Annotated in this window: 20 protein-coding genes; 10 read left to right on the top strand and 10 right to left on the bottom strand. The window is 60.9% G+C overall.

What is annotated here, in order from left to right:
* Positions 1 to 31 precede the first annotated feature (31 nt).
* The 4 genes from AB4Z24_RS08835 to AB4Z24_RS08820 form a co-directional block, all read right to left on the bottom strand.
* Positions 32 to 562 (bottom strand): hypothetical protein, encoded by a 531-nt coding sequence (locus AB4Z24_RS08835; RefSeq protein WP_441707554.1) that lies wholly within the window; start codon positions 560 to 562, stop codon positions 32 to 34.
* Between the two features lie 163 nt (positions 563 to 725).
* Positions 726 to 1,901 carry a vWA domain-containing protein gene (locus tag AB4Z24_RS08830; RefSeq protein WP_441707552.1) on the bottom strand — a complete coding sequence of 392 codons (1,176 nt, stop codon included), beginning with the start codon at positions 1,899 to 1,901 and terminating at the stop codon, positions 726 to 728.
* Between the two features lie 123 nt (positions 1,902 to 2,024).
* Positions 2,025 to 3,350: a porin gene (locus AB4Z24_RS08825; RefSeq protein WP_441707550.1), complete on the bottom strand. Its 1,326-nt coding sequence runs from the start codon at positions 3,348 to 3,350 to the stop codon at positions 2,025 to 2,027.
* Positions 3,351 to 3,740: 390 nt separating this feature from the next.
* On the bottom strand, positions 3,741 to 5,081 hold the full coding sequence (locus AB4Z24_RS08820; protein WP_441707549.1) for a porin: 1,341 nt from the start codon (positions 5,079 to 5,081) through the stop codon (positions 3,741 to 3,743).
* A gap of 748 nt (positions 5,082 to 5,829) precedes the next feature.
* Between AB4Z24_RS08820 and AB4Z24_RS08815 the strand changes: the two genes are divergently transcribed.
* Both AB4Z24_RS08815 and mdoH read left to right on the top strand, forming a co-directional pair.
* The gene (locus AB4Z24_RS08815; protein WP_441707547.1) at positions 5,830 to 7,407 is read left to right on the top strand and encodes a glucan biosynthesis protein; all 1,578 of its coding nucleotides are present in this window, start codon (positions 5,830 to 5,832) and stop codon (positions 7,405 to 7,407) included.
* Positions 7,392 to 9,365, top strand: a complete 1,974-nt coding sequence (gene mdoH / locus AB4Z24_RS08810) for a glucans biosynthesis glucosyltransferase MdoH (protein WP_441707545.1) — start codon at positions 7,392 to 7,394, stop codon at positions 9,363 to 9,365. The genes AB4Z24_RS08815 and mdoH overlap by 16 nt, the downstream gene beginning before the upstream one ends.
* A gap of 11 nt (positions 9,366 to 9,376) precedes the next feature.
* Here mdoH and AB4Z24_RS08805 read toward each other — a convergent pair whose 3' ends face one another.
* From AB4Z24_RS08805 to AB4Z24_RS08790, 4 genes are all read right to left on the bottom strand, one after another.
* Positions 9,377 to 10,411 (bottom strand): YcjF family protein, encoded by a 1,035-nt coding sequence (locus AB4Z24_RS08805; RefSeq protein ID WP_441707543.1) that lies wholly within the window; start codon positions 10,409 to 10,411, stop codon positions 9,377 to 9,379.
* Positions 10,408 to 11,856 (bottom strand): YcjX family protein, encoded by a 1,449-nt coding sequence (locus tag AB4Z24_RS08800; RefSeq protein ID WP_441707541.1) that lies wholly within the window; start codon positions 11,854 to 11,856, stop codon positions 10,408 to 10,410. The genes AB4Z24_RS08805 and AB4Z24_RS08800 overlap by 4 nt, the downstream gene beginning before the upstream one ends.
* A gap of 110 nt (positions 11,857 to 11,966) precedes the next feature.
* The gene (locus AB4Z24_RS08795) at positions 11,967 to 12,140 is read right to left on the bottom strand and encodes a hypothetical protein (RefSeq protein ID WP_441707540.1); all 174 of its coding nucleotides are present in this window, start codon (positions 12,138 to 12,140) and stop codon (positions 11,967 to 11,969) included.
* Between the two features lie 63 nt (positions 12,141 to 12,203).
* Positions 12,204 to 12,701 carry a hypothetical protein gene (locus AB4Z24_RS08790; protein WP_441707538.1) on the bottom strand — a complete coding sequence of 166 codons (498 nt, stop codon included), beginning with the start codon at positions 12,699 to 12,701 and terminating at the stop codon, positions 12,204 to 12,206.
* Between the two features lie 87 nt (positions 12,702 to 12,788).
* Here AB4Z24_RS08790 and AB4Z24_RS08785 point away from each other — a divergent pair, with 87 nt between their 5' ends.
* Together AB4Z24_RS08785 and ypfJ are read left to right on the top strand one after the other, a co-directional pair.
* A complete protein-coding gene (locus AB4Z24_RS08785) occupies positions 12,789 to 14,231 on the top strand; it encodes a malonyl-CoA decarboxylase domain-containing protein (RefSeq protein ID WP_441707536.1) in 1,443 nt (480 codons plus the stop codon).
* A gap of 141 nt (positions 14,232 to 14,372) precedes the next feature.
* Positions 14,373 to 15,329, top strand: coding sequence for a KPN_02809 family neutral zinc metallopeptidase (ypfJ, locus tag AB4Z24_RS08780; protein WP_441707534.1), 957 nt, complete (start codon positions 14,373 to 14,375; stop codon positions 15,327 to 15,329).
* Positions 15,330 to 15,416: 87 nt separating this feature from the next.
* On the opposite strand, the gene AB4Z24_RS08775 is transcribed toward ypfJ, so the two are convergent.
* A complete protein-coding gene (locus AB4Z24_RS08775; RefSeq protein WP_441707532.1) occupies positions 15,417 to 16,265 on the bottom strand; it encodes an SPOR domain-containing protein in 849 nt (282 codons plus the stop codon).
* A 361-nt stretch (positions 16,266 to 16,626) separates the two neighbouring features.
* Here AB4Z24_RS08775 and glmU point away from each other — a divergent pair, with 361 nt between their 5' ends.
* From glmU to AB4Z24_RS08750, 5 genes are all read left to right on the top strand, one after another.
* Positions 16,627 to 17,994: a bifunctional UDP-N-acetylglucosamine diphosphorylase/glucosamine-1-phosphate N-acetyltransferase GlmU gene (gene glmU / locus AB4Z24_RS08770; RefSeq protein WP_441707530.1), complete on the top strand. Its 1,368-nt coding sequence runs from the start codon at positions 16,627 to 16,629 to the stop codon at positions 17,992 to 17,994.
* Positions 17,995 to 18,133: 139 nt separating this feature from the next.
* A complete protein-coding gene (gene glmS / locus AB4Z24_RS08765) occupies positions 18,134 to 19,954 on the top strand; it encodes a glutamine--fructose-6-phosphate transaminase (isomerizing) (protein WP_441707528.1) in 1,821 nt (606 codons plus the stop codon).
* A gap of 118 nt (positions 19,955 to 20,072) precedes the next feature.
* The gene (locus AB4Z24_RS08760; RefSeq protein WP_441707526.1) at positions 20,073 to 21,365 is read left to right on the top strand and encodes an SPOR domain-containing protein; all 1,293 of its coding nucleotides are present in this window, start codon (positions 20,073 to 20,075) and stop codon (positions 21,363 to 21,365) included.
* Between the two features lie 43 nt (positions 21,366 to 21,408).
* Positions 21,409 to 22,227, top strand: a complete 819-nt coding sequence (locus tag AB4Z24_RS08755; RefSeq protein WP_441707524.1) for a DUF502 domain-containing protein — start codon at positions 21,409 to 21,411, stop codon at positions 22,225 to 22,227.
* Positions 22,228 to 22,280: 53 nt separating this feature from the next.
* Positions 22,281 to 22,652 (top strand): VOC family protein, encoded by a 372-nt coding sequence (locus AB4Z24_RS08750; RefSeq protein ID WP_441707522.1) that lies wholly within the window; start codon positions 22,281 to 22,283, stop codon positions 22,650 to 22,652.
* A gap of 98 nt (positions 22,653 to 22,750) precedes the next feature.
* Here AB4Z24_RS08750 and recG read toward each other — a convergent pair whose 3' ends face one another.
* On the bottom strand, positions 22,751 to 24,865 hold the full coding sequence (recG, locus tag AB4Z24_RS08745; protein ID WP_441707520.1) for an ATP-dependent DNA helicase RecG: 2,115 nt from the start codon (positions 24,863 to 24,865) through the stop codon (positions 22,751 to 22,753).
* Positions 24,866 to 25,043: 178 nt separating this feature from the next.
* Here recG and AB4Z24_RS08740 point away from each other — a divergent pair, with 178 nt between their 5' ends.
* Positions 25,044 to 25,343 carry an FAD assembly factor SdhE gene (locus AB4Z24_RS08740; protein ID WP_441707518.1) on the top strand — a complete coding sequence of 100 codons (300 nt, stop codon included), beginning with the start codon at positions 25,044 to 25,046 and terminating at the stop codon, positions 25,341 to 25,343.
* Positions 25,344 to 25,346: the final 3 nt, after the last annotated feature.

Genomic DNA, 25,346 nt, shown 5'->3' with positions numbered 1-25,346 from the left:
GCGCGAGGGATCGAAGGCAGGTGTGGTGCCGTCAGTTCTCGAAGACTGCCTTGGAGTTCACGCCCTCGGAACTCGTCGATCCGCCGCCCCAGCCGCTGAGCAGTCCGCCACTGTCTTCCGGAGGTTCAGGAGGCGAGGGCGTGTAGTCGCCGTTGAGATGGCGGGTCAGCGCGAGCTTGATCTTCGCGACTTTCAGCTCCGAGCAATAGTCCGCGCCTTTGTCAGCCAGGGCTTTCGAGACGCCGTTGAATGCCGTGTCGTAAACCTGCGAAAGCTTTGCGCCATCTGCGGGATTCGCCGCCGTTTCGGACGCGATGAATTGGCTCTTGAGCTTAACGGGATCGAAGTTATAGCCGCACTTGATGGCGCGTGCGGACGTTGCAGCGACGTCCATCGTGCGGGCCAGCGGATCATTCGGATTGGCGTTTGCCTGCGCGGCTTTCGACTGGCCGCCGAGAAGGGAGCCTGTCGTCGGGAGGCTCGGCAGCGATGCGCCGCAACCGCCGAGCGCCGCAGCGGAAACCGCCACGAGCGAGATCTTCAAGATCTTGAAGTGTTTCATTGGGATGTTCCCCCACCCCTGATTTCTTACTTCATTGTCCCAGGCAACGCTCCAGGTCAATGCTTAGAATCGAGTTTGCCACAATCGGAGCCTAACGGTTCGTGACACAACTCGACAGGTATTTCCGGCATCTTACCCACCGAAGTGCGTCGGAACGACGATTTCAACGCATCAATGCGCGCATTCCGGCGTCGAGACCGTCAAGCGTCAGTGGATACATGCGACCGCCGAGAAGTTGCCGGACAATGCCTATCGAGGGTGTCCAATCCCAATGTCGCTCGTCGACGGGATTAAGCCAAATGGCGTGCTTATAGATGTCGGTCACGCGTTTGAGCCAGACGGCGCCGGGCTCTTCGTTCATGTGTTCGACCGAGCCGCCGGCAACGGTGATTTCATAGGGGCTCATCGAGGCATCGCCTATGAAAATGACTTTGTAGTCGGCCGGGTAGGTATGGAGCACCTGCCACGTATCGATCTTGTTCGTGTAGCGGCGGGCATTCTCCTTCCACACGCCTTCGTAGATGCAATTGTGGAAGTAGTAATATTCGAGATGCTTGAACTCGGCGCGTGCGGCGGAGAACAGATCTTCGACCTCACGGATATGATCGTCCATCGAGCCGCCGATGTCGAAGAACATCAGAAGCTTTACGGCATTGTGCCGCTCGGGGCGAAGGCGAACGTCGAGATAGCCTTTCTCGGCGGTGCCGCGGATCGTGCTGTCGAGATCGAGCTCGGAGGCGGCGCCTGAGCGTGCGAATTGCCGTAAGCGGCGAAGCGCGACTTTGATCGTGCGCGTCCCAATTTCGGCGGTGCCTGCGAGATCCTTGAATTCGCGCTTGTCCCAGACTTTGATCGCGCGTCGATGCCGGCTTTCGTGTTGGCCGATGCGGATGCCGGCGGGATTAAATCCGTATGCCCCGTAAGGCGAGGTGCCGCCTGTGCCGATCCATTTATTGCCGCCTTGATGGCGCTCCTTCTGTTCGGCGAGGCGCTTCTTCAGCTCCTCCATGATTTTGTCCCAGCCGCCGAGCGCCTCGATCTTCTTCTTGTCCTCTTCGGAGAGGTGAAGCGTGCTGATCCGGCGAAGCCATTCCTCGGGGATTTCAGCCTCTATCGCTTCAGGCAGAAGGTCGACGCCCTTGAACACATGCGCGAAGATCTGATCGAAACGATCTAGGTTTCGCTCGTCCTTAATGAGCGTGGCGCGGGCGAGGTAATAGAAGTCCTCGACGCGGTTACCCGCGACGCCTGAGCCGACGGCTTCAAGCAGCGTCAGGTATTCCTTCAAAGTCACCGGCAGTTTGGCCGAGCGAAGCTCGGTGAAGAACGTCTCGAACATGGATGAGAGTTAAGCGCTTTGTGGCGCCGGGACAATGCGGTCCTAGTGCCCGCGATTGCGCGCTGAAAACGCAATGAAGCCGCCCATTGGGCGGCTTCACGCTGTTCGGTCATCGAGACGAGATCAGTAGTTGATCAGGCCGCCGAAGGAAAAGTACTGGAAGTCGTCGAATTGTATTCCGGAGTTGTCGTCGTATTCAAGATGACGATACTTGAGCCATACCGACATCGCTGCAGCGTCGATTTCCTGGACAACACCAAGGCCCCAGATCTTGGTCGTGTCTCTGTTGTCGGGGCCGAAGTTACCGTTAGCAGCGAAGCCATCCACTCCCGACTCGGCGAAGACGCCTTCACCGTGGACGTGTTCATATTCGCCGTAGAGAACCGTGTGGCCCAGGGGGTTCCACCGCTGACGGATGCCGCCCTTCAGGTACCAGGTCTCGGATTGGCCTCTGGTTCCGGTCAAGTTCGTCGGATCAGAGTAGTCGTCATGGCCGTAGGCGCCGTACATCCAGAGACCGGTCGGGGTATGCTCGACGTAGCCAGCTGCCTGGAAGTACCGCTGCGTGTTGTTGGTAATTACGAAGCCGCTTGCTATGTTGCAGCAGTTCTCATCGTTGCTTTGTGTGTACGAAGCGACACCTGCAACTTTGAAGTCGTGCCATTCGCCGGCGTAGCGACCCGTAATGGCCCAGAGGTCATCTTCACCCCAGGATGCCGACCCGGAGAACCCGCCGAATGTGGGTGAGTCATAGCGAACTGAGTTGCGAGGAATACCCGCGCAGTCACCCCACGCACCGCCCCAACTCTGGCAATAATTGCCGCCCCAGACCGCGGGCGACAGATTGCCCGTACCCTTTTCGCGGATGAAGAAGCTGTTGACGTCGAAGGCCACCCAGTTGGCTGGAACGAGTGAGCCCGAACCGTCGACGAGGATTGCCGCGTTGTCAGCTGCGTCCGATTCTTTACCGATCGAGACCTTGCCCAGCTGATCGCTCTTGATGAACCAGAACGACTGCAGGGTGCTGACGCCGTTCACTGTGTGTGGCACCAAAATCGCATTCGGGCCATCTACGACATTCTGGCTGGTCGTCAAGCTGTCGGAGCCAGTGGCTTCGAGGTGCAGAACGTAACCTGCGTACCAACCCGGCAGAATCGTCGCCTGGCCCGTGAACTTCACGTGGCTGGCGATCGTCGAGCCGAGGTCGGTGACGTAGGCGTCTGATTGTCGGCCGTCGTCCCACCACATGACCTGCTGGCCCACCCAGCCAGAGACCGTGAGCGAGACCTTCCTGTTGCCTTTGCGCGCGGTGGTTGCTTCCAATTCTGCGATTCGTTCCTCGAGGTCTGCACAGCAGTTGCCGCCGAGGTCCGCAGCAGAGGCGCTCGTGGCGAACCCGCCAGCGAGAACGCCTGCAGCGACCAGAGCGCCTACCCTAAATTTCGTCATTCTGCCTTCTCCCGTCTTCAGCACTTCTATCCTGAACGCGGTACTTCGGCGTTCGCCTTAGTGGGCCACTCTCGGGAGCAGCCTGAGGCTGAACACCTGGCAAGTGACTTCGCCGCTTGAGGGGGGAGATTAGTGATTCGTACGTTCGCAACAATTCAGGTTCGTCGTTCGTATGTTTATTCCTGAACGGTGCACGAAAGGCTCATTCAATTCAATTGTCAGAGTGCGAACGAAAATATGAAATCGAAAACAGGCTGTTACAAAAACGGGTAACGACCAAATCGCAACACTTTATAGTTGCCCGTCGGCCACGCCGACGAATTCGTGAGACACGAAAAAAGGCCGCCCAATTTGGGCGGCCTTCGCATTTCTTGGACCAGGTGGGTCGGATCAGTAGTTGATCAGAGCACCGACACCGACGTACTGGAAGTTGTCGTACTTGGTTCCGACAATGTTGTTATCGCTGTAATCGAGGTGGCGATACTTGACCCATACGGACATTGCGGCTGCATCGATTTCCTGGACAACACCCAGACCCCAGACTTGGGTTTTGTCGTGCGTTGCACCGAACTGATCGCTGCCGAGCCCGCCAATGTTGCTAGAGATCTCCGACTGAGAGAATGCACCGCTGCCACGAGCGCTCAGGTATTCTCCGTAGAGTACGGTGTGTCCAAGCGGATTCCAGCGTTGACGGATACCGCCCTTGCCGTAGAAGGTTTCGGACTGACCCAAATCGCTGCCCGTAGCGAAGCCAACGCCGCCGGCATGTTGATCGTCGGCGTATTGATCATGTCCGTAGGCACCGTAGACGAACAAACCAGTTGGGACGTGCTCGACGTACACGCCAGCTTGGAAGTATTGCTGCGTATTGTTCGGAATAGCAAAGCCGGCGTTGAGAGCTTCGTCGCTGCTTTCGCTGTACGAAGCAGCGGCTGCAATCTTGAAGTCAGCCCATTCACCAGCGTAACGACCGGTGATGGCCCAGATGTCGGCCTCACCCCACGATGCTGACACAGAGAAGCCGCCGAACGTCGGTGAATCGTAACGAACGACGTTGCGGGGAAGTCCCGCGCAGTCACCCCACGCACCGCCGAAGCTCTGGCAGTAGTCGCCGCCCCAGTGTCCGAACAGGTCGCCGTTCTTTTGACGAATGCCGAAGCTGTTGACGTCGAAAGCCACCCAGTTGGCAGGGACGAGCGAGCCCGAACCGTCAACGAGGATTGCCGTGTTGTCAGCCGCGTCCGACTGCTTACCAACCGAGACCTTACCCAGCTGGTCGCTCTTGATGAACCAGAACGACTGCAGCGTGCTGACGCCGTTGTTGGTACCCGTGAGAGCGTTGACGCCATCGGGATGAGTTTGGTTGGTCGTCAAGCTGTCGGAGCCGGTAGCTTCGAGATGAAGCACATAACCTGCCGTCCAGCCGGGCATGATCGTCGCCTGACCCGTGAACTTCACGTGACTGGCGAGCGTCGAGCCGAGGTCGGTGACGTAGGTCTTCGATTCACGACCGTCATCCCAGAACATTACCTGCTGGCCAACCCAGCCAGAAACCGTGAGGGAGACCTTGCGGTTGCCCTTACGTGCCGTCGTTGCTTCGAGTTCTGCAATCCGCTCCTCGAGGTCTGCGCAGCAGTTGCCCCCGAGATCGGCTGCGGATGCACTGCCGGTCGACAGGCCACCTGCAACCAGGCCTGCCGCCATAAGCGCACTCAGACTATATTTGTTCATGAATTAGCTCCCGTCTGCTTCGACTTGAGGAATGAGGACGGAACAGACCCGTTCAGCCCAACACTCTTCTTTCCGTAGTGCTTATTCTTAACCGTCCTCAAACCCGTCTTCTGCGGTTACGGGCTTCCCCCCGAATTACCGCTCAGGCGAATGTATAGGCAGATCCGTTCCGGTCGGGAAATAGGGATTAGCCATGTGGACAGTTGAATCGCCGGGGCTTGTGACAGAATGGCAACGAGCGCTGATGTTGCCACACGACCGTCACGCGACAGCCGAATTGAAGACGAATTGATTTTCCTATGGGAGCAACCGGTTGCAATTTTTAATCGCTGCAACGTGTGCGTTGAGCACAAGAATTATGCGGTTTGCGACCTTATATATATGTTCTCATTAGCGGACCGCTTTGGGTACGCCAAGAGTATCCCCAAAACAGTTTTTGACTGTGTGCTGTTTGCATCAGCGAATCGGGGGTGATTCGGCTTTAAATCATTGCCAAAAACGACCTTAGTCAATTATAGAGAAAAGAGAAAATCCGGTTTTGGCATTAGCTTGGCGGGCGAGTTATGTGCCAGATGAGAATGAGCTTGTCGATGGAATAAATCATCGACGGGAAAGTCACAGGGAGCCGTGGTGCGCGTGGAAAATCTGCCACAATCGTCCCATAGCTCTTTGGGATCGGCTATCGGGGGCGCTTGTGAGAGAGCGTGGGGCCGCACGTACGTACCGCAAGGGTTGGCTGATATCGGAAATGACAAGTAATTTGGTGGATCGCCGCGCACTGCTCGAGAAGGCGGTGGCGGGAAGTTTTGCGCTCGGGCTCGCGAAGATGGCCCTGGCAGTGACGGAAGCGTACGCCGAAGGGGATACGGCGGCGCCACAGCCGAGTCCGCAGGGCATGGCATTTGGGCCGACGACTCTCAAGGCGGAAGCGAAGAGGCTGGCTGATCAGCCGTTCTCGAAGCCGTCTATTGATGCGCTGCCGCCGCCATTCAATAAGCTAACATACGATCAATACAGGGATATTCGCTTCCGGCCCGAGAGGGCGATCTGGAAGGGTGAGCATGTCGATTTCCAGGTTCAGCCGTTCGCGATGGGCTGGCTGTACGACGTGCCGGTTGATCTTTGGGTCGTCGAGAATGGGAAGGCGACTCGTCTGGTCGCCGATAGCAAGCTCTTCTCCTTTGGTCCGCTGATCGGCCCTGGGCCCGATTCGGCGCCCTTCGGATTCTCCGGATTCCGCATTCACGGTCCGATCAACCGCGCCGATGCCTTCGACGAATATACGGTTTTCCAAGGCGCGAGCTTTCTGCGCGCAGTGGGGCGCGGACAGGGATATGGAGCGTCGGCGCGCGGCTTGGCGCTCAACACGGCGCAGCCGGCCGGCGAAGAATTTCCGTTCTTCCGAAGCTTCTGGATCGAAAGACCGAAGCCGATCGCAACCGAAATCGTTGTCCACGCGTTGCTCGACAGTCAATCTACGACCGGCGCTTACCGGTTTGCGATCGCACCCGGAGAGACGACGGTGATGGACGTCGAAGCGACCTTGTATCCGCGAACGGCCCTCAGCCACGTCGGCATCGGTCCTTTGACGAGCATGTTCTTCCACGGTCAATCGAGCCAGCGCCGCTTCGACGACATTCGCCCCGCCGTGCACGACAGCGAGGGACTCGCCATGATCAATGGCAGCGGCGAACGCCTCTGGCGGCCTCTCAACAATCCGAAGACGCTGCAACTCAGCGCGTTCGTGGACCGGGATCCACAGGGGTTCGGTCTTTGGCAGCGCGATCGCTCATTCCAGAATTACGAAGACCTGGAGAGCCATTACGAACGGCGGCCTTCGGTCTGGGTGCAGCCTCAAAACGGCTGGGGCGACGGATTCGTCGAACTCGTCGAGATTCCGATCGAGGACGAGATTCACGACAACATCGCTGCCTATTGGAAACCTTCGAAGGGGCTGGCCGCCGGTGGTCCGCACGTCTTCAGTTACAAGATCTTCTGGGGACCCGATGTGCCGGTGTCGTGGTCCGGCGCCCGCGTCGTCAAGACGCGGATTGGAAGCGGGAAAAAGCCGGGGACCGTCGTCTTCGTCATCGATTTGACAGGACCTTTGGTGAAAGATGCGAAAGACTTGCCGGCTGCGGATCTGTCAGCGCGCGGGGGCAAGGTCTCCAACGTTTCCGTTCAACGCAATCTCGAAATCTCTGGCGTTCGAGTGACGTTCGAACTGGCGCCCGGTGATAGCGGACTCGTTGAGCTGCGGTGTGTGTTGAAGGCAGGCGATCAGGCGGTTTCGGAGACTTGGCTCTATCGATGGACGAAGCCGTAAACGAAAACTTCATCGGCGAGGTGCTCGAAGCATCTCCACATTCCAACAGTCCTCGCGACGCGGGTCCGTGGCGGTATTTGCCGGACGCGGCGCCGCTCGACATGCCGGTTCAGGATTTCGCCAAGCCGGTTGAGGCCGTAGCCGAGGTGCGGCGACGGGGTTACTGGGTGCCGCGAACGGCGATCTTCGCCGGCGCGGCGGTGCTGACGGGCGCTTTCGCGCATGAGCTGTTCAGCATCCTGTCGTTTGTCGTTATCACCCCGGTGCAGTTTCTCTTTCTTATACTCTCGACGATTGCCTTCGGGTGGATCGCGATCGGCAGCTTGAGCGCGGCTCTCGGGTTTCTCCCGCTGTTCACGGGCGAGCGGCCGGATACCATTGAGCCGCCGCCACCGACTTCCCCGTTGGCTTCACGGACAGCTCTCCTTTTTCCGGTCTATCACGAAGACCCGGCTCGAATCGCCGGCGCCATTGAGGCGATGGTGCGGGAGCTCACCGGGCTCGGCCGCAATCAGTCTTTCGATGTATTCGTGCTCTCCGATACGCGCGGCGATCTCGATGGTACGAAGGAAGCTGCGGTTTATCGTGCGCTGAGTGCACAGTTGAGCGACATCGCGTCGATCTACTACCGGCGCAGGCTGCAGAACTCGGGGCGCAAGGCTGGAAATATCGCCGATTGGGTCGAACGATTCGGTGCCAGCTATCAGTCTTTCATCATCCTCGATGGCGACAGCGTCATGTCCGGCGGGACGCTTGTCTCGCTTGCTGCTGCCATGGAGGCCGATGACCGGGCCGGACTGATCCAGACCGTTCCGCGACTCGTCGGCGGGGAGACCCTGCTGCAACGGCTTCAGCAGTTCGCCTGCAATACCTATGGACCTGCGGTTGCTGCGGGTCTCGCGTTCTGGCATCGCGACCAGGGCAATTATTGGGGCCACAACGCCATCATCCGCACGGCGGCCTTCGCCGAAGCGGCCGGGCTTCCCGAACTTCCGGGCCGGAAGCCGTTCGGCGGCCATATCATGAGCCACGATTTCGTGGAGGCCGTGCTTCTGCAGCGCGCGGGTTACGGCGTGCATATGATGCCGTCGCTCGAAGGTTCCTACGAGGGCATGCCGCCCAACATCATCGATGTCGTCGCGCGCGACCGGCGCTGGGCGCAGGGCAATCTTCAGCATCTTGCGATCGTCTCGCAGCCTGGACTGACGCCGATGGGCAGGCTCCATCTCGGCATGGGGGCGGCGTCGTATCTGATTTCCGGAGTGTGGGCGCTTTCGCTCGTCGTCGGTGTCATTCTGGCGCTGCAGGGCCAGCAAATGATTCCGAGCTACTTCCGTGACGACAAAACACTCTTCCCGATCTGGCCGACGATCGATCCGGGCGCCGCGTTGCGCCTCTTCTTGGCGACGATGATCGTGGTGCTGCTGCCGAAGGCGTTAGGGCTTATGCTCGCCTGGCAGCAAGCCCGGAAAGAGCGAAGCCTGTTCGTCGCTTTCCGCGTCACGATCGGGGTGCTCATCGAGACGGTCTACTCGATGCTGATTGCGCCCATCTTCATGGTGACGCAGACGGTAGGCGCCGCTGAAATTCTGGCCGGACGCGACTCGGGCTGGAAGCCGCAGAAGCGGAGCGACGGCGCGCTGACGTTCGACGACGCGATGTGGTTCGCGCGCTGGCACACGGCGATCGGCGGCATTGTTGGCGCCATTGCCTGGACGGTCTCGCCGGCGTTGCTTGCGTGGATGTCGCCCGTCATTCTGGGTCTCGTGCTGGCCGGTCCGGTCAGCTGGCTGACGTCGTTGAAGGCTGGCCCGCTGGAGCGGTGGGCGCTCGCAACGAACGAGGATCGCAAGCCACCTCCCGTGCTGGTCGATGCCGGTCATCGCTCCAGCGATTGGGCACGCAAGATCGCGACTCCTGGCGGCTTGGCCCAACAGCCGAACGCCGCGGCGGCCTGAGCGTAATTCGCTTATGTCTCGGTTTTATCGGAGCCGCGCAGCGAGCGGAGAAGCTCGTTGAAGATCTCGCGCACGCGCAGCGGCTCGGCATCGAGATAGGGCAGCGGACGGATGACCTCCACGGCGACGACGCCGAGGCGGGATGTCAAAGCGCCGTTGAACGCACCCTCGCCGAGACGCCGCGACAGCCGTCGCAAGACGTCCTGACCGACGAACTGGCCGAGTAGATCGTCGGTCATCGCGATGCCGCCGGTCGCGATGATGTGGCCGACGACGAGACGGGCGAGACGCAGCGCGCCGAGGACGCCCGGTCTGCCGCCGTAGAGTGTCGCGATGGAGCGAAACATCCGCACGTTCTCGACGAGGACGAAGCCCATGGCGATCCACATGATCGGGGAGAGCGCCGTTACCGTCGCCACGCGTTTTGCGGATTTCAGGATGACGCGGCGGCTTTCGGAATCGATCGGACGGAGGAGCTCGCGATCTGCGAGTCGAAGAAGCTCGCCTTTTTCGAGTACGTCGCCGGTGTGGTCCTTTATGCGCGCCAGACCCCAAGCAAGGTCCGGGCGCCCGCGATAGTGAGATAGGAGCGCGGCAACTGCCTTCCGCTCGCCCTCGATGTTTGGCTTCGCGATCGTGTCGCGGACCAGCGTCCGCAGCTTCGCCAGCCGCGCTAGGCGTCTGAAGCCAATGAGTTCGCGCAACACGATGCCGAGCAGCGCCAGGGCTATAATCATCATCAGGCCGAAGGCGACCCAGCCGACCCAGTCCTGGCGCTCGAGCGCGACGGAGACGAAGCGGGTGAACCAAAGTCCAGCGGCGAGCGATGCGAGCGCCGCCATCGCGGAAAGCAGAATGCTGCCGAAGCGAAAGCCGCGATTGATATCACCGACCGTCAAACGTCGCGTCGCCGGTACCGCGCCTCGTCTCGACGTGACGGCTCCGCCGCCCGGCAACGTCTCTTCGAATTCTGGCTCATCGGCGATGTCGTCGAGCTTAAAGACGCGAGGTTTTCTCGGCGGCGGCTGATCGTTCTCGAACGTCATGCGAGATAATCCGAAATCAGGAAATCGAGCGCGCGGTCCAATCTGATATGCGGAAACGCCGCCAGCTTACCATCGTAAAGCGTATCCAGGAGCTTTGGTGGGGCAAATCTCACAAGCTCGAGGGACGCGGCTTTGGCATGGCGAGCGGCGTTGAGCGCTGCTGCCGGATCGATGGGAAGGTCGCCCGGAAAGATGGCGGCTTCGGTCGCGCCGTCGAAGATGACGTTGCCGATCTTTTCGCCTTTGATCGGCGTGCCGCGCAGGCAGGGCAGAATTTCGCCGCCGTGTTTGGCGCTCGCCTCGCGTGTCGCGCGTAAGGCCGAAAGGGCTAGGGCATGGACGCCTGCGCCTTCGGTCTCGGCGCGTTTTACGGCATCGTCGACGATCTCTTTCAGCAAAGCTTCAAGGCGATCGTGGCTGGAAGCCGGCAGATGATCGGCCTTGGTCGCCGCGAACAGCACACGGTCGATTTTCCGTCCCACGAACATAGAGAGCCACGAATTGGCTCCGGGGCGGAAGGCCTTCAGGATGTCGGTCATGGCGCGTTCGAGATCGCCGACAGCCTCGGCACCGCGATGGAGGGCGGTCAGCACATCGACAAGCACGATCTGGCGATCGAGGCGGGCGAAGTGGTCGTTGAAGAACGGTTTGACGACGGATTGTTTATAGCTTTCGAACCGCCGCGCCATCATGGCGGCGAGCGATCCGCGCGGCAGGCGTTCATCCGACGAGAGCGGCATTGGAAAGAATGTGAGAAGGGGCGAGCCGTCCAAATCTCCCGGGAGCAGAAAGCGGCCGGGCGCGAGCGTCGATTGCGCGCCGCTGTCGCGCGTCGCGCGCAAATAGGCCGTGAAAAGCTTGGCGCCGGTCATGGCGATCTGCTCGTCTTCCGGTGCAGCCGGATCGGTGCCCGCGAGGAACCCCAGAAAGGGCTTTGCGAACTCGGCTCGCTGCGGCGCGTTTGCGAGGGCCAGGGCTTCAATCGAGAACGCGCGGTAATCCTGATCGAGCAACGGCAGGTCGATCAGCCATTCGCCGGGGTAATCGACAATGTCGAGATGCAGCTTCGAGAAGCCGATGGCGCGTTTCAGGGCGTACGCCGACCGGTATTCGATGGTGATGCGCAATTCGGAAATCCGCTTCGTGCTTTCCGGCCACGATGGCGGCGTCGACAGGAGATCGGCGAGATGGGCTTCGTAGTCGAAGCGGGGCACGCTGTCGTCGGGCTGCGGTTCGAGATAGGCGCGGACGATGCGGCGCTCCGCGTCGGGCGCGAAAAACGGCAGGCGGCCGCCGGCAACGAGATTGCGAACAAGTGCGGTGATGAAAACGGTCTTGCCCGCGCGCGACAGTCCGGTCACGCCGAGGCGCACCGAGGGTGTCAGGTAATCGGCGAAGCGAGCCTGGGCGTCTCTGAAAAAGTCGGAATAGGAGGTGTCTGCCAAGTGATGCCGCGCATGAGCCAAGAGAAAAGGGGGCGTGAAGCCCCCTTTAAGTGGCGTAACTCGCGTGTCTCGACAAGGCGCTTTGGCAGCGGCCTGCCGAGCGTGCCTGTTTATCCGTAGAAGAACACGGCGACGCCAGCAGCGAGCACCACGACGGCCATCAACATGATGGCGCTCGATCGGACGAACTCGGCCACGGCTTCTCTCCCTTTGGCTTGTCCATGACGGGTGTTGGAACCATGTATAAGCTCAGGGATTGAATAGGCCGTGAAGCGGGGGTTCATACATCGTTCATTCGGCTGCAGCGGCGATGTGACCGGTGAAGGGCCGCTAATTTGCCAAATGCCTCAGGCGTCGTGCGCCTTTCTGACTTCGAAGACTTCCATGATGCGGCAGCCGCGATGCGGGCCATCGACGACGAATGTCCATTTGCCCTCGGTGAAGGTGTCGCACATCTTCACGCCCTTCACGAGAATCCAGTGTCCTTCTTTGCCCTTGTGAATTGCCAGGATGTAATAGGCCCAGGCGTTCCGCGGCTTCTGCATCCACGTCCAGAACGTCGGGCGTTCCTTGCGGGCGCGGTGCATGTGGCTTTCCTTGAGCTCCATGCGATAGCCGAAGTAGGCGAGGGCGGACTCGACTTCGTCGGAATAGGTTCCGCGCACGACGGGCTTGCGGTGTGGAGGCAACTCGCGGCCTTCGCGAATGACGTCCTCGATCCTGGCGATACCGAAGCCGGTGATCGCGGAGAGGACGTAGGGTCCGCAGAATGCGACCCGCCCAGTATCGTTTTTCGCCGCATCGAGCGACGCCGACGGCCAGCCGGTTGAAAAGCGATCGGTCATGCCAAAAAATGCCCTATACAAGCTGCGAAAGGATGCTCGTTCGATACGGTTAAGCAAAAGTTAACGCATCAAGGAGCCCGGCCGGCGATGGCAGAACGCGTGAACGTTTCGTTCTTTCAGGAATTGATGGCGGCGGTCGCCGAGCAGGGACGCGCGTTGCTTCCGAAGGCGCTCTTCGGCGACGGCGGTGGCGAGTCGATCGAAGTTCTGTCGCGGGCGCTGATGTCGGGCCGTGGGGAGGCATCGGGCGTCGCGATCGCCCGTCAGCTTCTCAATCAACTCAGGAAAGCGTCGAGCGAGGAACGGCTGCAGTTCTTTCGCTTTCTCGCGGACGATCTGCAACCCGATCCCGCTCAGGTCGCGGATGCCGCCCGCGCCTATCTCGAGCAACCGTCCGAAAAGACGTTGAGGAAGCTGCAGAAGGCTTCATACAGCCCGCGGCTGGAATTCTTCCGGCGCCTGAACCTCGCGGCAGGCGCAACGGCGGAGATCGTGGCGCTTCGCAGCGATCTCCTACGCTACGTCAAGTCGGACGATGCGCTGGCGGCGGTCGATGCCGATCTCGAGCGGCTTTTGACGTCGTGGTTCAATCGCGGCTTCCTCGTTCTCCGGCGCATCGACTGGCAGACGCCGGCGGCCATTCTGGAAAAGATCATCGAGTACGAGGCGGTGCACGAGATCCGCGGCTGGGACGATTTGCGCCGCCGTCTCGATCCCAAGGATCGCCGGTGCTTTGCCTTCTTTCATCCCGCGCTCGTGGACGAGCCGTTGATCTTCGTCGAAGTGGCTCTGATGCGCGAGATGCCGGACGCGATCGCGACGGTTCTCGATGGGCATCGCTCCGACGACGACACGCCGCCGACGACGGCGGTCTTCTATTCCATTTCGAATTGCCAGGACGGCCTCAAGGGCATTTCGTTCGGCAATTTTCTTTTGAAACAGGTGGTCGAGGATCTTGCCAAGGACGTTTCAAGCCTCAGGACGTTCGTCACGCTGTCTCCCGTTCCGAGTTTCGCGCGGTGGGTCGACCGGGCGCTTGCCAGCGGAAGCGATGTGCCGATCTCGGCCGCCGATCTCCAAGCTTTGTCGCGTCTTCGGGATCCGCGCTGGGTCGAGGATGCGACGAAGGACGCGCCGGGCGCCGAAGAGATCAGGTCTGCGCTCATGGGACTGGCGGCGTATTACTTTCTCGTCGCCCGGTCGAGCGACGACCGGCCGGTCGATCAGGTGGCGCGTTTTCATCTCGGCAACGGGGCAAGGCTCGAACGGCTGAATTGGCTGGCGGATACCTCGGAGAAGGGTCTCCGCGAGGCGCACGGGCTGATGGTCAACTACCGTTATGATCTGGCCGAGATCGAACGCAATCACGAGGCCTATGCCTATGACGGCACCGTTGCGGCGTCCCGTTCCGTCCGGGCGCAACTGAAGGCCGCGCCGAAAGCGAAGGGCCTTGTTGTAATGCCGGATCTGCTCGCGTTGCCCGGCGCGGCGAAAACCAAAAAGGCCCGCCCCGAGGATTCCAAGTCATAGCCGTCCAGCGGGCTTCCGAACGGCTTTACACAGACCTTGTAAAGGCCTATCGCGCATGCAGTATGCGGATTGGCGTTACGGCTGGTGCGTTGTTGCGGCCGAGCTCCGAACCGTGATGCTTCGTCATATTCAGAGGCTGACATGCGCTACGATCAGAACGACCGGGAAAGCAGCAACGTCGAGGATCGTCGCGGACAGAGCGACGGCGGCGGCTTCCAATTTCCCGGTGGTGGCCTTCAAATCCCCCTCGGGGGCAAGGGGGGTTTTAGCATCACGACGCTGCTGATCATCGGCGCCGTTCTGATGCTCTTCGGCATCAACCCGCTCGATGTCCTGCTCGGCACGAACGGTCAAATCAGCATGCCGCAGATGCCGCATTCGGAGCGGCCGTCTCGTTCGCCATCCGACATTCCAGGGCTGCCGGGCTCGCCGCAGCGGCAGGCTGCGGGCAACGATGACGAAGCGGTTTTCGTCAAACGCGTGCTCGCTGATACCGAGGACGTGTGGACGTCGGTCTTCAAGAGCTTCGGGCGCGATTATCCGGATCCGCCGCTGGTGCTCTATACGGGAATTACACGCACGGCCTGCGGTGCGGGGCAGGCGGCGATGGGGCCGTTTTATTGTCCGCTCGATCAGAAGGTTTACATCGACCTCGCGTTTTATGATGAGCTGAAACGCAAGTTCAACGTCAGCGGTGATTTCGCCCAGGCGTATGTCATCGCGCACGAGGTCGGCCATCACGTGCAGAAGCAGCTCGGGATCCTAGATCAGGTGCAAAAGCTCAAAGAGCGCGCCGACGACGAGGTAACGGCCAACCAGATCCAGGTCCGGACCGAACTTCAGGCCGATTGTCTCGCGGGCGTCTGGGCCAATCTCAACGATCAGATGAAGAAGCGTCTGCAGCCGGGCGACGTCGAAGAGGCGCTCAACGCCGCGTCACAGATCGGCGACGATATGATTCAGAGAAAGATGACTGGGCGGGTGGTGCCCGATGCATTTACGCATGGGACCGCGGCGCAGCGTGTGCGGTGGTTCAAGACCGGCTTGGAAGGCGGGAAAATGGATGCTTGCGATACATTCAATACCGCTAATCCATAAGAGCGAACGAGCGCTCTTCGCGCGTTGAATGCGTATTGAAAGCAAGTTTCGGGGACGGGAGAGCATCCCGTCCCCGTTTTATTGCGCTCAGAGCACGGAGCCCTTGAAGTCGCTGACCTTGCAGCTGACCGATTGAGCGGCGAGCTCCTTGCAGATCTTCTTGGCGTCGGCTTTCGATTTGATCGGGCCAGCGATCAGACCGTAGCTTGGATTTGCCGCCGTTCCGAGGTCGGCATAGTGCGCGATTAGCGTTCCGAGCTGGTCCGCGTGCGTCTGGGAGAGAGCACTCCAGGTGATGCGAAGGCCGTCAACGGAGCTATCGGTGGCGATCTGAATTCCGATCGGCTTTGGCGCGGGCTTCACGACGGCGGGGCCGAAGCTGATGGCATCGCCTTCGCTCGCCGTTTTGGTGCCCTTGTTGATGCTCCCCGTCACGATCGGTGCGCCCACTTGCGGTGCAGCCTGCGGCGCGGCGTTGATGACCTTTGTCGGCGGCGCCGCGTTAGGCGCGTCTTCCACATGCGCTTGTGATGCGCCGGAGCCGAAGTCCGGAACATCCGGGGTCGGCGGCGGCGACTGGACGAGTGCGGACGCCTGCATCGGGGCGGCATGAACCTTGTCGTTGAGGGCTGCGAGTTGCGTGCCGAGCTGCTGCGTTTGGTTCGCTTGCGCGGCTACGTCGGCTTTGACGGTCTCGACGTCGGCCTGGAGTTTGTTCAGCGATGATTTCAAGTCGTCGACATCGGACGACACGCGCATCACCTGCGTTTCGCCCAGGCTCATGCGGCCACCCGAAAAGTCGGGGAGCAGGTGCGGCGCGAAAAACGCCACGCACAGATATCCGAGACCCGCGCCGCCGAGCGTGAACCATATCGCTGCATATGGCGTGGCACCGGTGTTCCCGCGCATCGGCTTGTCGCTTGCAGACTTGGTCATTGATTTGTCGTCCTACTGCGTCAGAGGGGCTCCGTCCGAAGGACTGTTCCCCCCGAATCGATTTCACTGCGTGGTCGAGGTTGGGTCGGGCTGGCGTTTGCCGCAATGGCGGGGCGCGCGTTCGGCGACAGAAGCTGTGGACGAAGGCAGAGATGCTGCAAGGCACCTATCCATCGGGAACTGTTAGGCAAAGGGCGGTTGAAAGCTGTGCATGAGGTGACTAGCCGCCGGCGCATGGGCCGGTCCGTATGGCCGCACTTGCCCCTGATGGATGGCTGGCGCTATGGCATGTTGGGCCGCCGGGCGAAGACGAATCCATCGCTCGCCCTACGTTCCGTTGCAACGCAAAACAAGGTTCTCCATGAGTATCCGGCCCTGTCTGTTCGTCGTGCTCGCTGCGGGCAAGGGCACGCGCATGAAGTCGTCGCTGCCCAAGGTGCTCCATAAAATCGCCGGGCAGTCGATGCTCGCGCACGTATTAGCGACGGCATCGGGGATCGCCGGCGGCAAGATTGCTGTCGTGGTCGCGCCTGGCATGGACGCCGTCGCGGCAGAGGCTCTTCGCGTCGCTCCCACCGCTCGGATCTTCGAGCAGGTGGCACAGCGGGGGACGGCGGATGCCGTACTTGCTGCGAAGCCTGCGCTCGATGAGGAGACGGGCGGCGACGTCATCGTGCTTTTTGCCGATACGCCGCTTGTCCGCAGCGAGGTGATCGAGCGGCTTCGTGCGGCGCTCGACGGCGGTGCGGGTGTTGCCGTTCTCGGCTTCCGGCCGAAAGATCCGGCGGGCTACGGCCGGCTTCTGCTCGATGACGCCGGATCGCTCAAGGGCATTCGAGAGGATCAGGACGCATCGGAGGCGGAGCGGAAGATCAGCTTATGCAATTCGGGGGTTATGGCGTTTCGGGTTTCGAAGCTGTCAGGCCTGCTCAGTCAAATCGGCAGCGCCAATGCAAAGTCGGAGTTCTATCTGACCGACGCGATCGAGATTGCACGGAACGAGGGACTGAAAGCTGCGGTCGTCGAGTGCGATGAGACCGACGTTCTCGGCGTCAACACACGGGAACAGCAAGCGGCGGCGGAAGCCGTCTGGCAGGCGCGGGCGCGTTCGGCATTCATGCGGGACGGTGTCTCGATGGTTGCGCCGGAGACCGTCTGGTTGCACTTCGATACTCAAATCGCTTCGGACGTATCTATAGAGCCCAACGTCGTGTTCGGCGCCGGGGTTACAGTAGAAGAGGGCGCCCAGATCCTCGGATTTTGCCACATCGAAGGCGCAACGATCGGGAAAGGCGCGCGGATCGGACCGTTCGCACGTTTCCGGCCGGGCGCCCGCATCGGGGCGAAAGTCCACATTGGCAACTTTGTCGAGGTCAAGAACACCACGCTCGAAGAGGGCGCGAAGGCCAATCATCTGTCCTATCTAGGGGACGGCATTGTTGGTGCGGGTGCGAACATCGGTGCGGGGACCATCTTCTGTAATTATGACGGATACAACAAAACGAAGACCGAGATCGGCGAAGGGGCGTTCATCGGTTCGAATACGTCGCTCGTGGCGCCTATAAAAATAGGCGCGGGTGCCTATATTGGGTCCGGCAGTGTCATCACCAAGGACGTCAGTCCGGGCGCCCTCGCTATCGAGCGGAACACTCAGGAGGAGCGGCCGGGGTGGGCTGAAAAGTTTCGCGCGGTGATGTCCCGGCGGAAAGCAGCGGCACAGAGAAAGTAGTTCCTTTACCAAGTTTGGAAGTTGCACGGCTACTCAACCAGAAAGTGCGAGTGTAGCTCTGAAACACTCTGTGATTTGAGAAGATTGTTAACCGCCTCCATCGTTCGATTTGGGGGAGCGCTTTTTGGGGGACGGATCCATGTGTGGGATCGTCGGAATTCTCGGAAAATCGGCGGTTTCGACCAATCTGGTCGACGCCCTTCGGAGGCTCGAATACCGCGGATATGATTCGGCCGGCATTGCGACGGTCGAGGATGGCGCGATCGAACGCCGCCGCGCCGAGGGCAAGCTCAGGAATTTGGAAAAGCGGCTGATTGCGGAGCCGCTTGCCGGGCGCACGGGCATCGGCCACACGCGCTGGGCAACGCACGGCCGCCCGACCGAGCGCAACGCCCATCCGCATATGACGGCAAAGGTCTCCGTCGTTCATAACGGCATCATCGAGAATTTCCGCGAACTCAGGAAAAGCCTCGAGGCCAAGGGACACAAATTCGAGACCGACACTGATACCGAGGCCGTCGTCCATTTGATCACGGACGAGATGGATCAAGGCGCCGAGCCCGTCACCGCGGTTCGCAACGCCCTGCACCACCTTCAGGGCGCCTTCGCACTCGGGATTATTTTCGCAGGCCAGGACGATCTCATGATCGCGGCGCGCAAGGGTTCTCCGCTCGCCATCGGGCACGGATCGGGTGAGATGTACCTTGGATCCGATGCGATCGCGCTTGCGCCTTTCACGGATGCTATCACCTATCTTGAAGAGGGTGACTGGGCGGTTTTGCACCGCTCCGGTGCCGAGATCTTCAATTTGGACGGTGAACGCGTGGAGCGGCCACTCGTCAAAGCCGTTGCGAGTTCACTTTTGATCGACAAGGGCAACTATCGCCACTTCATGGCGAAGGAAATTCACGAGCAGCCCGAGGTCATTTCGCACACGCTGGCGAATTACCTCGATATGACGACTGCGCGCGTTCGCTTTCCGGATTTGGGCGTCGATCTCTCGAAAATCAGCCGCGTGACGATATCGGCGTGCGGCACCGCATATTATGCCGGGCTCGTCGCCAAGTACTGGATCGAGCGCTATGCGCGCCTGCCGGTGGACATCGATGTGGCGTCCGAAATGCGCTACCGCGAGACGCCGCTGCCTGAGAACGGGCTTGCGGTCTTTGTTTCCCAGTCCGGCGAAACGGCCGACACGTTGGCGACGCTTCGTTACGCGAAAGCCAACGGGCAACGCATCGCTTCAATCGTGAACGTACGGACCTCAACGATTGCGCGGGAATCGCACGCGGCATTGCCGACACTCGCGGGCCCTGAAATCGGCGTCGCTTCGACCAAGGCCTTCACATGCCAGCTTTCGGTCCTCGGATGTCTCGCCATCGCGATTGCCCGGGCGCGGGAAAAGATCACGGCCGAGCAGGAAACGGCGCTCGTCAAATCGCTGATGGAGGTGCCTCGGCACATCGCATCAATCCTGCGGAATGACGATCCCTTCGTGGCGGTCGCACATGAGTTGGCAAAGGCACGTGACGTTCTTTATTTGGGACGGGGCTCCAGCTTCCCGATCGCACTTGAAGGTGCGTTGAAGCTCAAGGAGATTTCCTACATTCATGCCGAGGGCTATGCGGCCGGCGAGCTGAAGCACGGTCCCATCGCACTGATCGATGAAAGCGTGCCTGTGGTTGTCGTCGCCCCTGAGGACGAGCTTTTCGAGAAGACGGTGTCGAACCTCCAGGAAGTGGCGGCGCGGGGCGGTCAGGTCATCCTGATTTCGGACGCGGGACCGGAAAAAGCTGGTTGTAAACTCGCTGCCCACATCCAAATGCCGAAGGTCGACACTTTTGTTGCGCCAATGATCTATGCTGTTCCGACTCAGCTCATCGCCTACCAGACGGCGGTGCTGATGGGGACGGACGTCGATCAGCCGCGGAACTTGGCGAAGTCGGTTACCGTGGAATAACCGGCAAAAAGGCCGGTATAGAGGGGCGGGGGCCCACAATTTGCCTCGTTCAAATGATTGCAATACCTTGAGGAGGGTTGCGCGATCTAGAACGTGACCATTGGGGAAGGTACGGACAATGACGCAGTTCCGGGTGTTGGCGCGCCCTTTGGCGCTCGCTGCCATGGTGACGTGCGTATTTGCTGGCGGGGTCGCGGGCTGGCCGACCGACGGGGAAGCCCGGAAAGCGAAGTCCGGAAGCCAGGCGGCACAACCGGCGCAGGGGCCGCAGGCCGGTCAGAACGGCGACGGCAGTGACGCCGATCAGAAGGCGGCAGCCGCCGCAGCGGCTCACAAGGCTTACGACGCCGGGTTGAAGGAATATGCCGCCGGCCGGTATCAGAACGCCATTGGCCAGCTGACCATCGCCGTCAAAGCTGGCGTCCTTTCTACTTCTGAAATGGCGAAAGCCCTTTATACGCGCGGCCTTGCCTACAAGCGCGACAACAAGGCGGGACTCGCGATCTCGGATCTCACCAGCGCGATTTGGCTGAAAAACGGGCTTAGCCCGAGCGACCAGAAATCAGCTATTGCCGAACGCTCGGAAGCCTATCGGATGGCCGGTCTCCCGGATACGGGCAGCACGCCCGACCGTCCGGCCGTTGTCGCAACGCCGGCTGCGACGGGCGCCAATGTCGTCGCGAATCCTGCGCCCGGTCCTAATGCCGGTTCGGCGGGACTTTCGGCGGCGGCGATCGCCGAGGCAGCAGGCAAGCAGAATTCGGGTGGCAGCGGTTCCGGCGATGGGACGTCGGCGACGATCACGCGGCAGGACGCCAGCAGCGCGCAGAGCGATACGAGCCTCCAGTCGGCGGCGTCCGCGACCGTGTCGGATGGGTCTGCGCCCGCGCCAGCGCCAGCGTCGCCCGGATCTTCCTTCGGCCAGACGGTCAGCGCGATTCCCGGGAACGTGAGCGGCTTCTTCTCGAACATGTTCGGGGGCGGATCATCCGCCGTTCCACCGCCGCCGGCGCCCAGCGGCACGGTGACGACGGCTTCGACATCCGCAACCGCGCCGGAAACATCGAGCTGGAGCAACGCGACGTCTGTTGCGGCGGGCGCGCCGGCGAAAGCCACGAAGGTCGCCCTCGCCGATACCAAGGCGAACCCCATTGCGACGAAGGGTAAGTACAAGATTCATATTGCGGCTTTGCGCTCGCGCGCTGAGGCTGAACAGCTGGCCCAAAATCTCGTAGCCCAGCACGGGGCCGACCTCGCCAATCATGTTCCGACCGTCGATGAAGCCGTCATCGGTAGCATGGGAACGTTTTATCGCGTGCGAATCGGCGGATATGCTTCGCAGGAAGAGCCGCGTGGCCTCTGCAACAAACTCAGAAGCAGTGGCCTTGACTGTCTTGTCGTGACAAACTGAGGTTTGCCCGGTCTCCAGCGGGCCGAAGCTCGAGTGGGAGAGAATGGCCCCTGCACCGCCTGCTCACGATCCCGGTCCCCGAAGCCCTTCGGGTGCCGATGCGCAGTTAACGGCCGGGCTAAAGCGGCTCGTCAGCGATGACGGCAGAACCGGCTGGCGGCTCGGGTCGCGTATCCGCAACGCCTTTCTGACTGGCCTTGTCATCGTCGGTCCGGTCACGATCACGCTCTGGATGATGTGGGGCGTCATCCATTGGATCGACGCCTGGATCAAGCCCCTCCTGCCGACGACGTTCAACCCCGATACCTATCTGCCGTTTCCGTTGCCGGGACTGGGGCTAGTCATTGCCATCGTCGGGCTGACGCTGATCGGCGCGCTAGCTGCGAACCTGCTCGGACGCACGCTCGTTTCATCGGGCGAACTCATGCTGTCGCGCACGCCGATCGTTCGCAACGTCTACGGTGCGCTGAAGCAGATCTTCGAGAGCGTGATTTCGACGACCGGGCCCAACGCGAGTTTCCAGAAGGTCGGGATGATCGAATTCCCGTCGAAGGAGATTTGGAGCCTCGTCTTCGTCACCGGCGAGACGACGGGCGAGATCAAGGACGTCAAGCCGGGCGGTACCGAGGATTTGCTGACGGTCTTCATGCCGACGGGCATCGTGCCGCCAACGGGCTTCATTTGCTTCGTGCCGCGATCGAATGTCGTCTTCCTGACGATGACGGTCGAAGAAGCGGCGAAGATCATTCTTTCGGGCGGCATCGTGATGCCGGATATGGAAGAGAAGATGAAGCGGTTAGCGGCTGCGGAAAAAAAGAAGGCTTCGCGCTTTCGCTTGAGCGGTGACAAGCCGGTTGCTTGATCTCGTGAGCGAACGATAATTCCGATGTCTGTTATTGACGGGCCTTGGCCGACATGACTGAACCCAAGCTTTTGCCGCACGCATTCGTGCTCGCCGTACACGACCTCAAGGGTTCGACGGCCTATTTCATCGATGTGCTCGGTTTCGCGAAGGACTGGAACGACGGCGATAACTGGCAGGCGCTCGTTCGCGGCGGAGTGAGAGTGATGCTCGGCCGCTGTCCGGATGCGCTCGCTCCGTCCGAACTTGGCGATCACAACTATTTCGGCTTCTTTGCGACGGATGACGTGGACGCCCTGCATGCGGAATTCAAAGCCCGCGGTGCGCGCATCCTCTCCGGTCCTGCCGACAAGCCGTGGGGCTGGCGGGAGATGGCCGTCTCGACGCCCGAAGGGCACCGGATGATGTTCGCGCAGGCGATCTAGAGCGTTTCCGCTTTTCTTAGAATCGCGAAGACGCTCTAGCCTTTTGTTTTTACGCAATTCCGGCCGCAAAACCGTTGCACACTTTTGCTGGAATTGCTCTAGGCGGCGCGGAAGAGCCGGACGGCTTCGTCGCACTCAAAAAGATAGAGAAGCGTTCGAAGCGCCTGCCCGCGCTCAGAAACGAGGTTCGGGTCCTTTTGCAGGATGAGTTCGGCGTCGTCGCGGGCGGCTTCGAGCAGCGCGTCGCGCCCCGGAACTTCGGCGATGCGGAAGCCCGGCGCACCGCTCTGGCGAGCGCCGAGGATCTCACCGCCGCCGCGGAGCTCGAGATCCTTTTCAGCGATGCGAAATCCGTCTTCGGTCTCTTCCATCATCTTCAGCCGCGCTTCGGCGGTCTCGCCGAGCGGCGCCTTATAGAGCAGCATGCAGAAGGATTCGCGTGTGCCGCGGCCGACGCGCCCCCGGAGCTGATGAAGCTGGGCCAAGCCGAAGCGCTCAGCGTGCTCGATCACCATGATATTGGCGTTCGGCACGTTGACGCCGACTTCAATGACGGTTGTTGCGACGAGAATCTTGAGGTGGCCGGCCGCAAAGGCGGCCATCGTCTCGTCTTTTTCCTTGCCCGAAAGTCCGCCGTGCAAGAGGCCGACGCCGTCGCCGAAGATCTGGCGGAGATAGGCGAAACGTTCTTCCGCGGCGGCGAGATCAGTCACTTCGGACGTTTCGATCAGCGGACAAACCCAATAGACCTGAGCGCCTTCCGCGAGCTGGACGCGGACACGATCGATCAGGCGTTCGAGCAATTCGAGCGGCACGGCCTTGGTGACGATGGGTTTGCGGCCGGCTGGCTTTTCCGTCAGCTTCGATACGTCGAGATCGCCGTAGTGCGTCATCAGAAGCGTGCGCGGAATGGGCGTCGCCGTCATCACGAGGACGTTGGTGTCGCCGTTCGATCCTTTGGATTGCAACGCCATGCGCTGGTGGACGCCAAACCGGTGCTGCTCGTCGATGACGGCGACGGCGAGGTCCTTGAACTGCACGTCCGATTGAAAGAGTGCGTGCGTGCCGATCAGGATGTCGATCTCGCCGGTCGCAAGGCGCGAGATGACGGCGTCACGGGCTTTGCCTTTTTCGCGTCCCGTCAGCAGGGCGATGCGAAGGCCTGCGGCGTCGGCGAGCGGCGCGATCGTCTCGATATGCTGGCGGGCGAGCACTTCGGTCGGCGCCATCAAGGCCGCCTGAGCGCCGCCTTCGACCGCAACCGCCATGGTCATCAACGCGACCACCGTCTTGCCGGAGCCGACGTCGCCTTGCAGCAGACGCAGCATGCGGTGGGGGGCAGCGAGGTCATCCGCGATTTCGGCGAGCGCGCCTTTTTGCGATCCCGTCAATGAGAACGGAAGTGCATCGGCGATCTTCGCGCGGATTTTGCCGTCGCCCGTCAGACGCCGCCCGCGTTCCGTTTTGAGGTTGCGCCTGACGAGTGCGAAGGCGAGCTGTCCGGCGAGAAACTCGTCATAGGCGAGGCGTTGCCAGGGCAAGGCGCCCATCGAGACGTCCTGTGCATCCCCGGGGCGGTGGACCCGGACGACGGCCTCATTGAACTTCGGCCAATACCGCTGTTCGAGCCAGGCGGGCTCCTGCCATTCGGGAAGCTCTGGAACGCGTCCGACGGCCTGGCGCGCGGCCTTCAGTGCAATCTTTCCAGAGAGGCCCGCGGTCAGCGGATAAACCGGCTCGAGCAACGGCATGTCATCGCGCGCTTCAGGCGAGACGATGTAGTCGGGATGGGTCATCTGAAGCTTTTCGCCGTACCGCTCGATGCGGCCCGAGACGAAGCGGATTTCTCCTTCGGGCAGCTGGCGTTCGATGAATTTATGCTCGGAGTGGAAGAAGACGAGGTCGATGCGGCCGGTGTCGTCCTCGCATGTCACCTTGTACGGTGCTTTGGTATTGCCGCGTGGCGAAGGTTTGTGCTTCAGCACCCTGAGTTCGAGCGTGACGATTGTTCCGGGCACAGCGGCCGCGAGTTGGGGCTGGCTGCGCCGGTCTATGACTCCGGTTGGCATATGCCACAGCACATCGATGACGCGCGGCTCGGACACGCCGGGCGGTAGGGCCAAGCACTTCTTCAGAAGCAGGATGAGGCGTGGACCTATCCCGCTCAAAGTTTGCGCCGATGCGAAAAGCGGGTTCAGAAAAGCTGGACGCATCGTAGACTTCGGCTCGCCGTTGGCAGGTCTCGCGGGGTCCGCTACCGTTGGTCGCGGCAATAAGCATCGGCCTAGTGCGCTAGGCGCGGGCAGCGGCGGGCGGTATAGGAACCCTTCGCGGATGGGGCACCGTGACGGCCGGCCGGCGCTCAGTCAAGCTGCCGCCGACGCTTTTACTATGCTCACGCAACCCGGACTGACAATGACGGACGATCTCGAGGCGAAGAGGCGACGTGCGTCCTACCGCGCTCACCATCGGGGAACCAAGGAAATGGACGTGCTCGTCGGCCGCTATGCCGACGACCGGCTCGCATCCTATACTGTTGAACAGATAGAACGCTTCGAGCGTTTTCTGACAATTCCCGATCCCTCGCTCCAGCAGTGGATCTTTTCAGGCCAGGGTTACGACGGTATCGAATTCGAGGACCTGGTGAATGATATCCGCGCCTTTCACGGTCTTCAGACCGAGGCAAGATAAGAC

The sequence above is a fragment of the Hyphomicrobium sp. 2TAF46 genome (genome assembly GCF_052114865.1).
Taxonomy (GTDB): domain Bacteria; phylum Pseudomonadota; class Alphaproteobacteria; order Rhizobiales; family Hyphomicrobiaceae; genus Hyphomicrobium_B.
The sequence above is the reverse complement of the archived record's forward strand: the minus strand, read 5'-3'. Positions and strand labels throughout refer to the sequence as shown.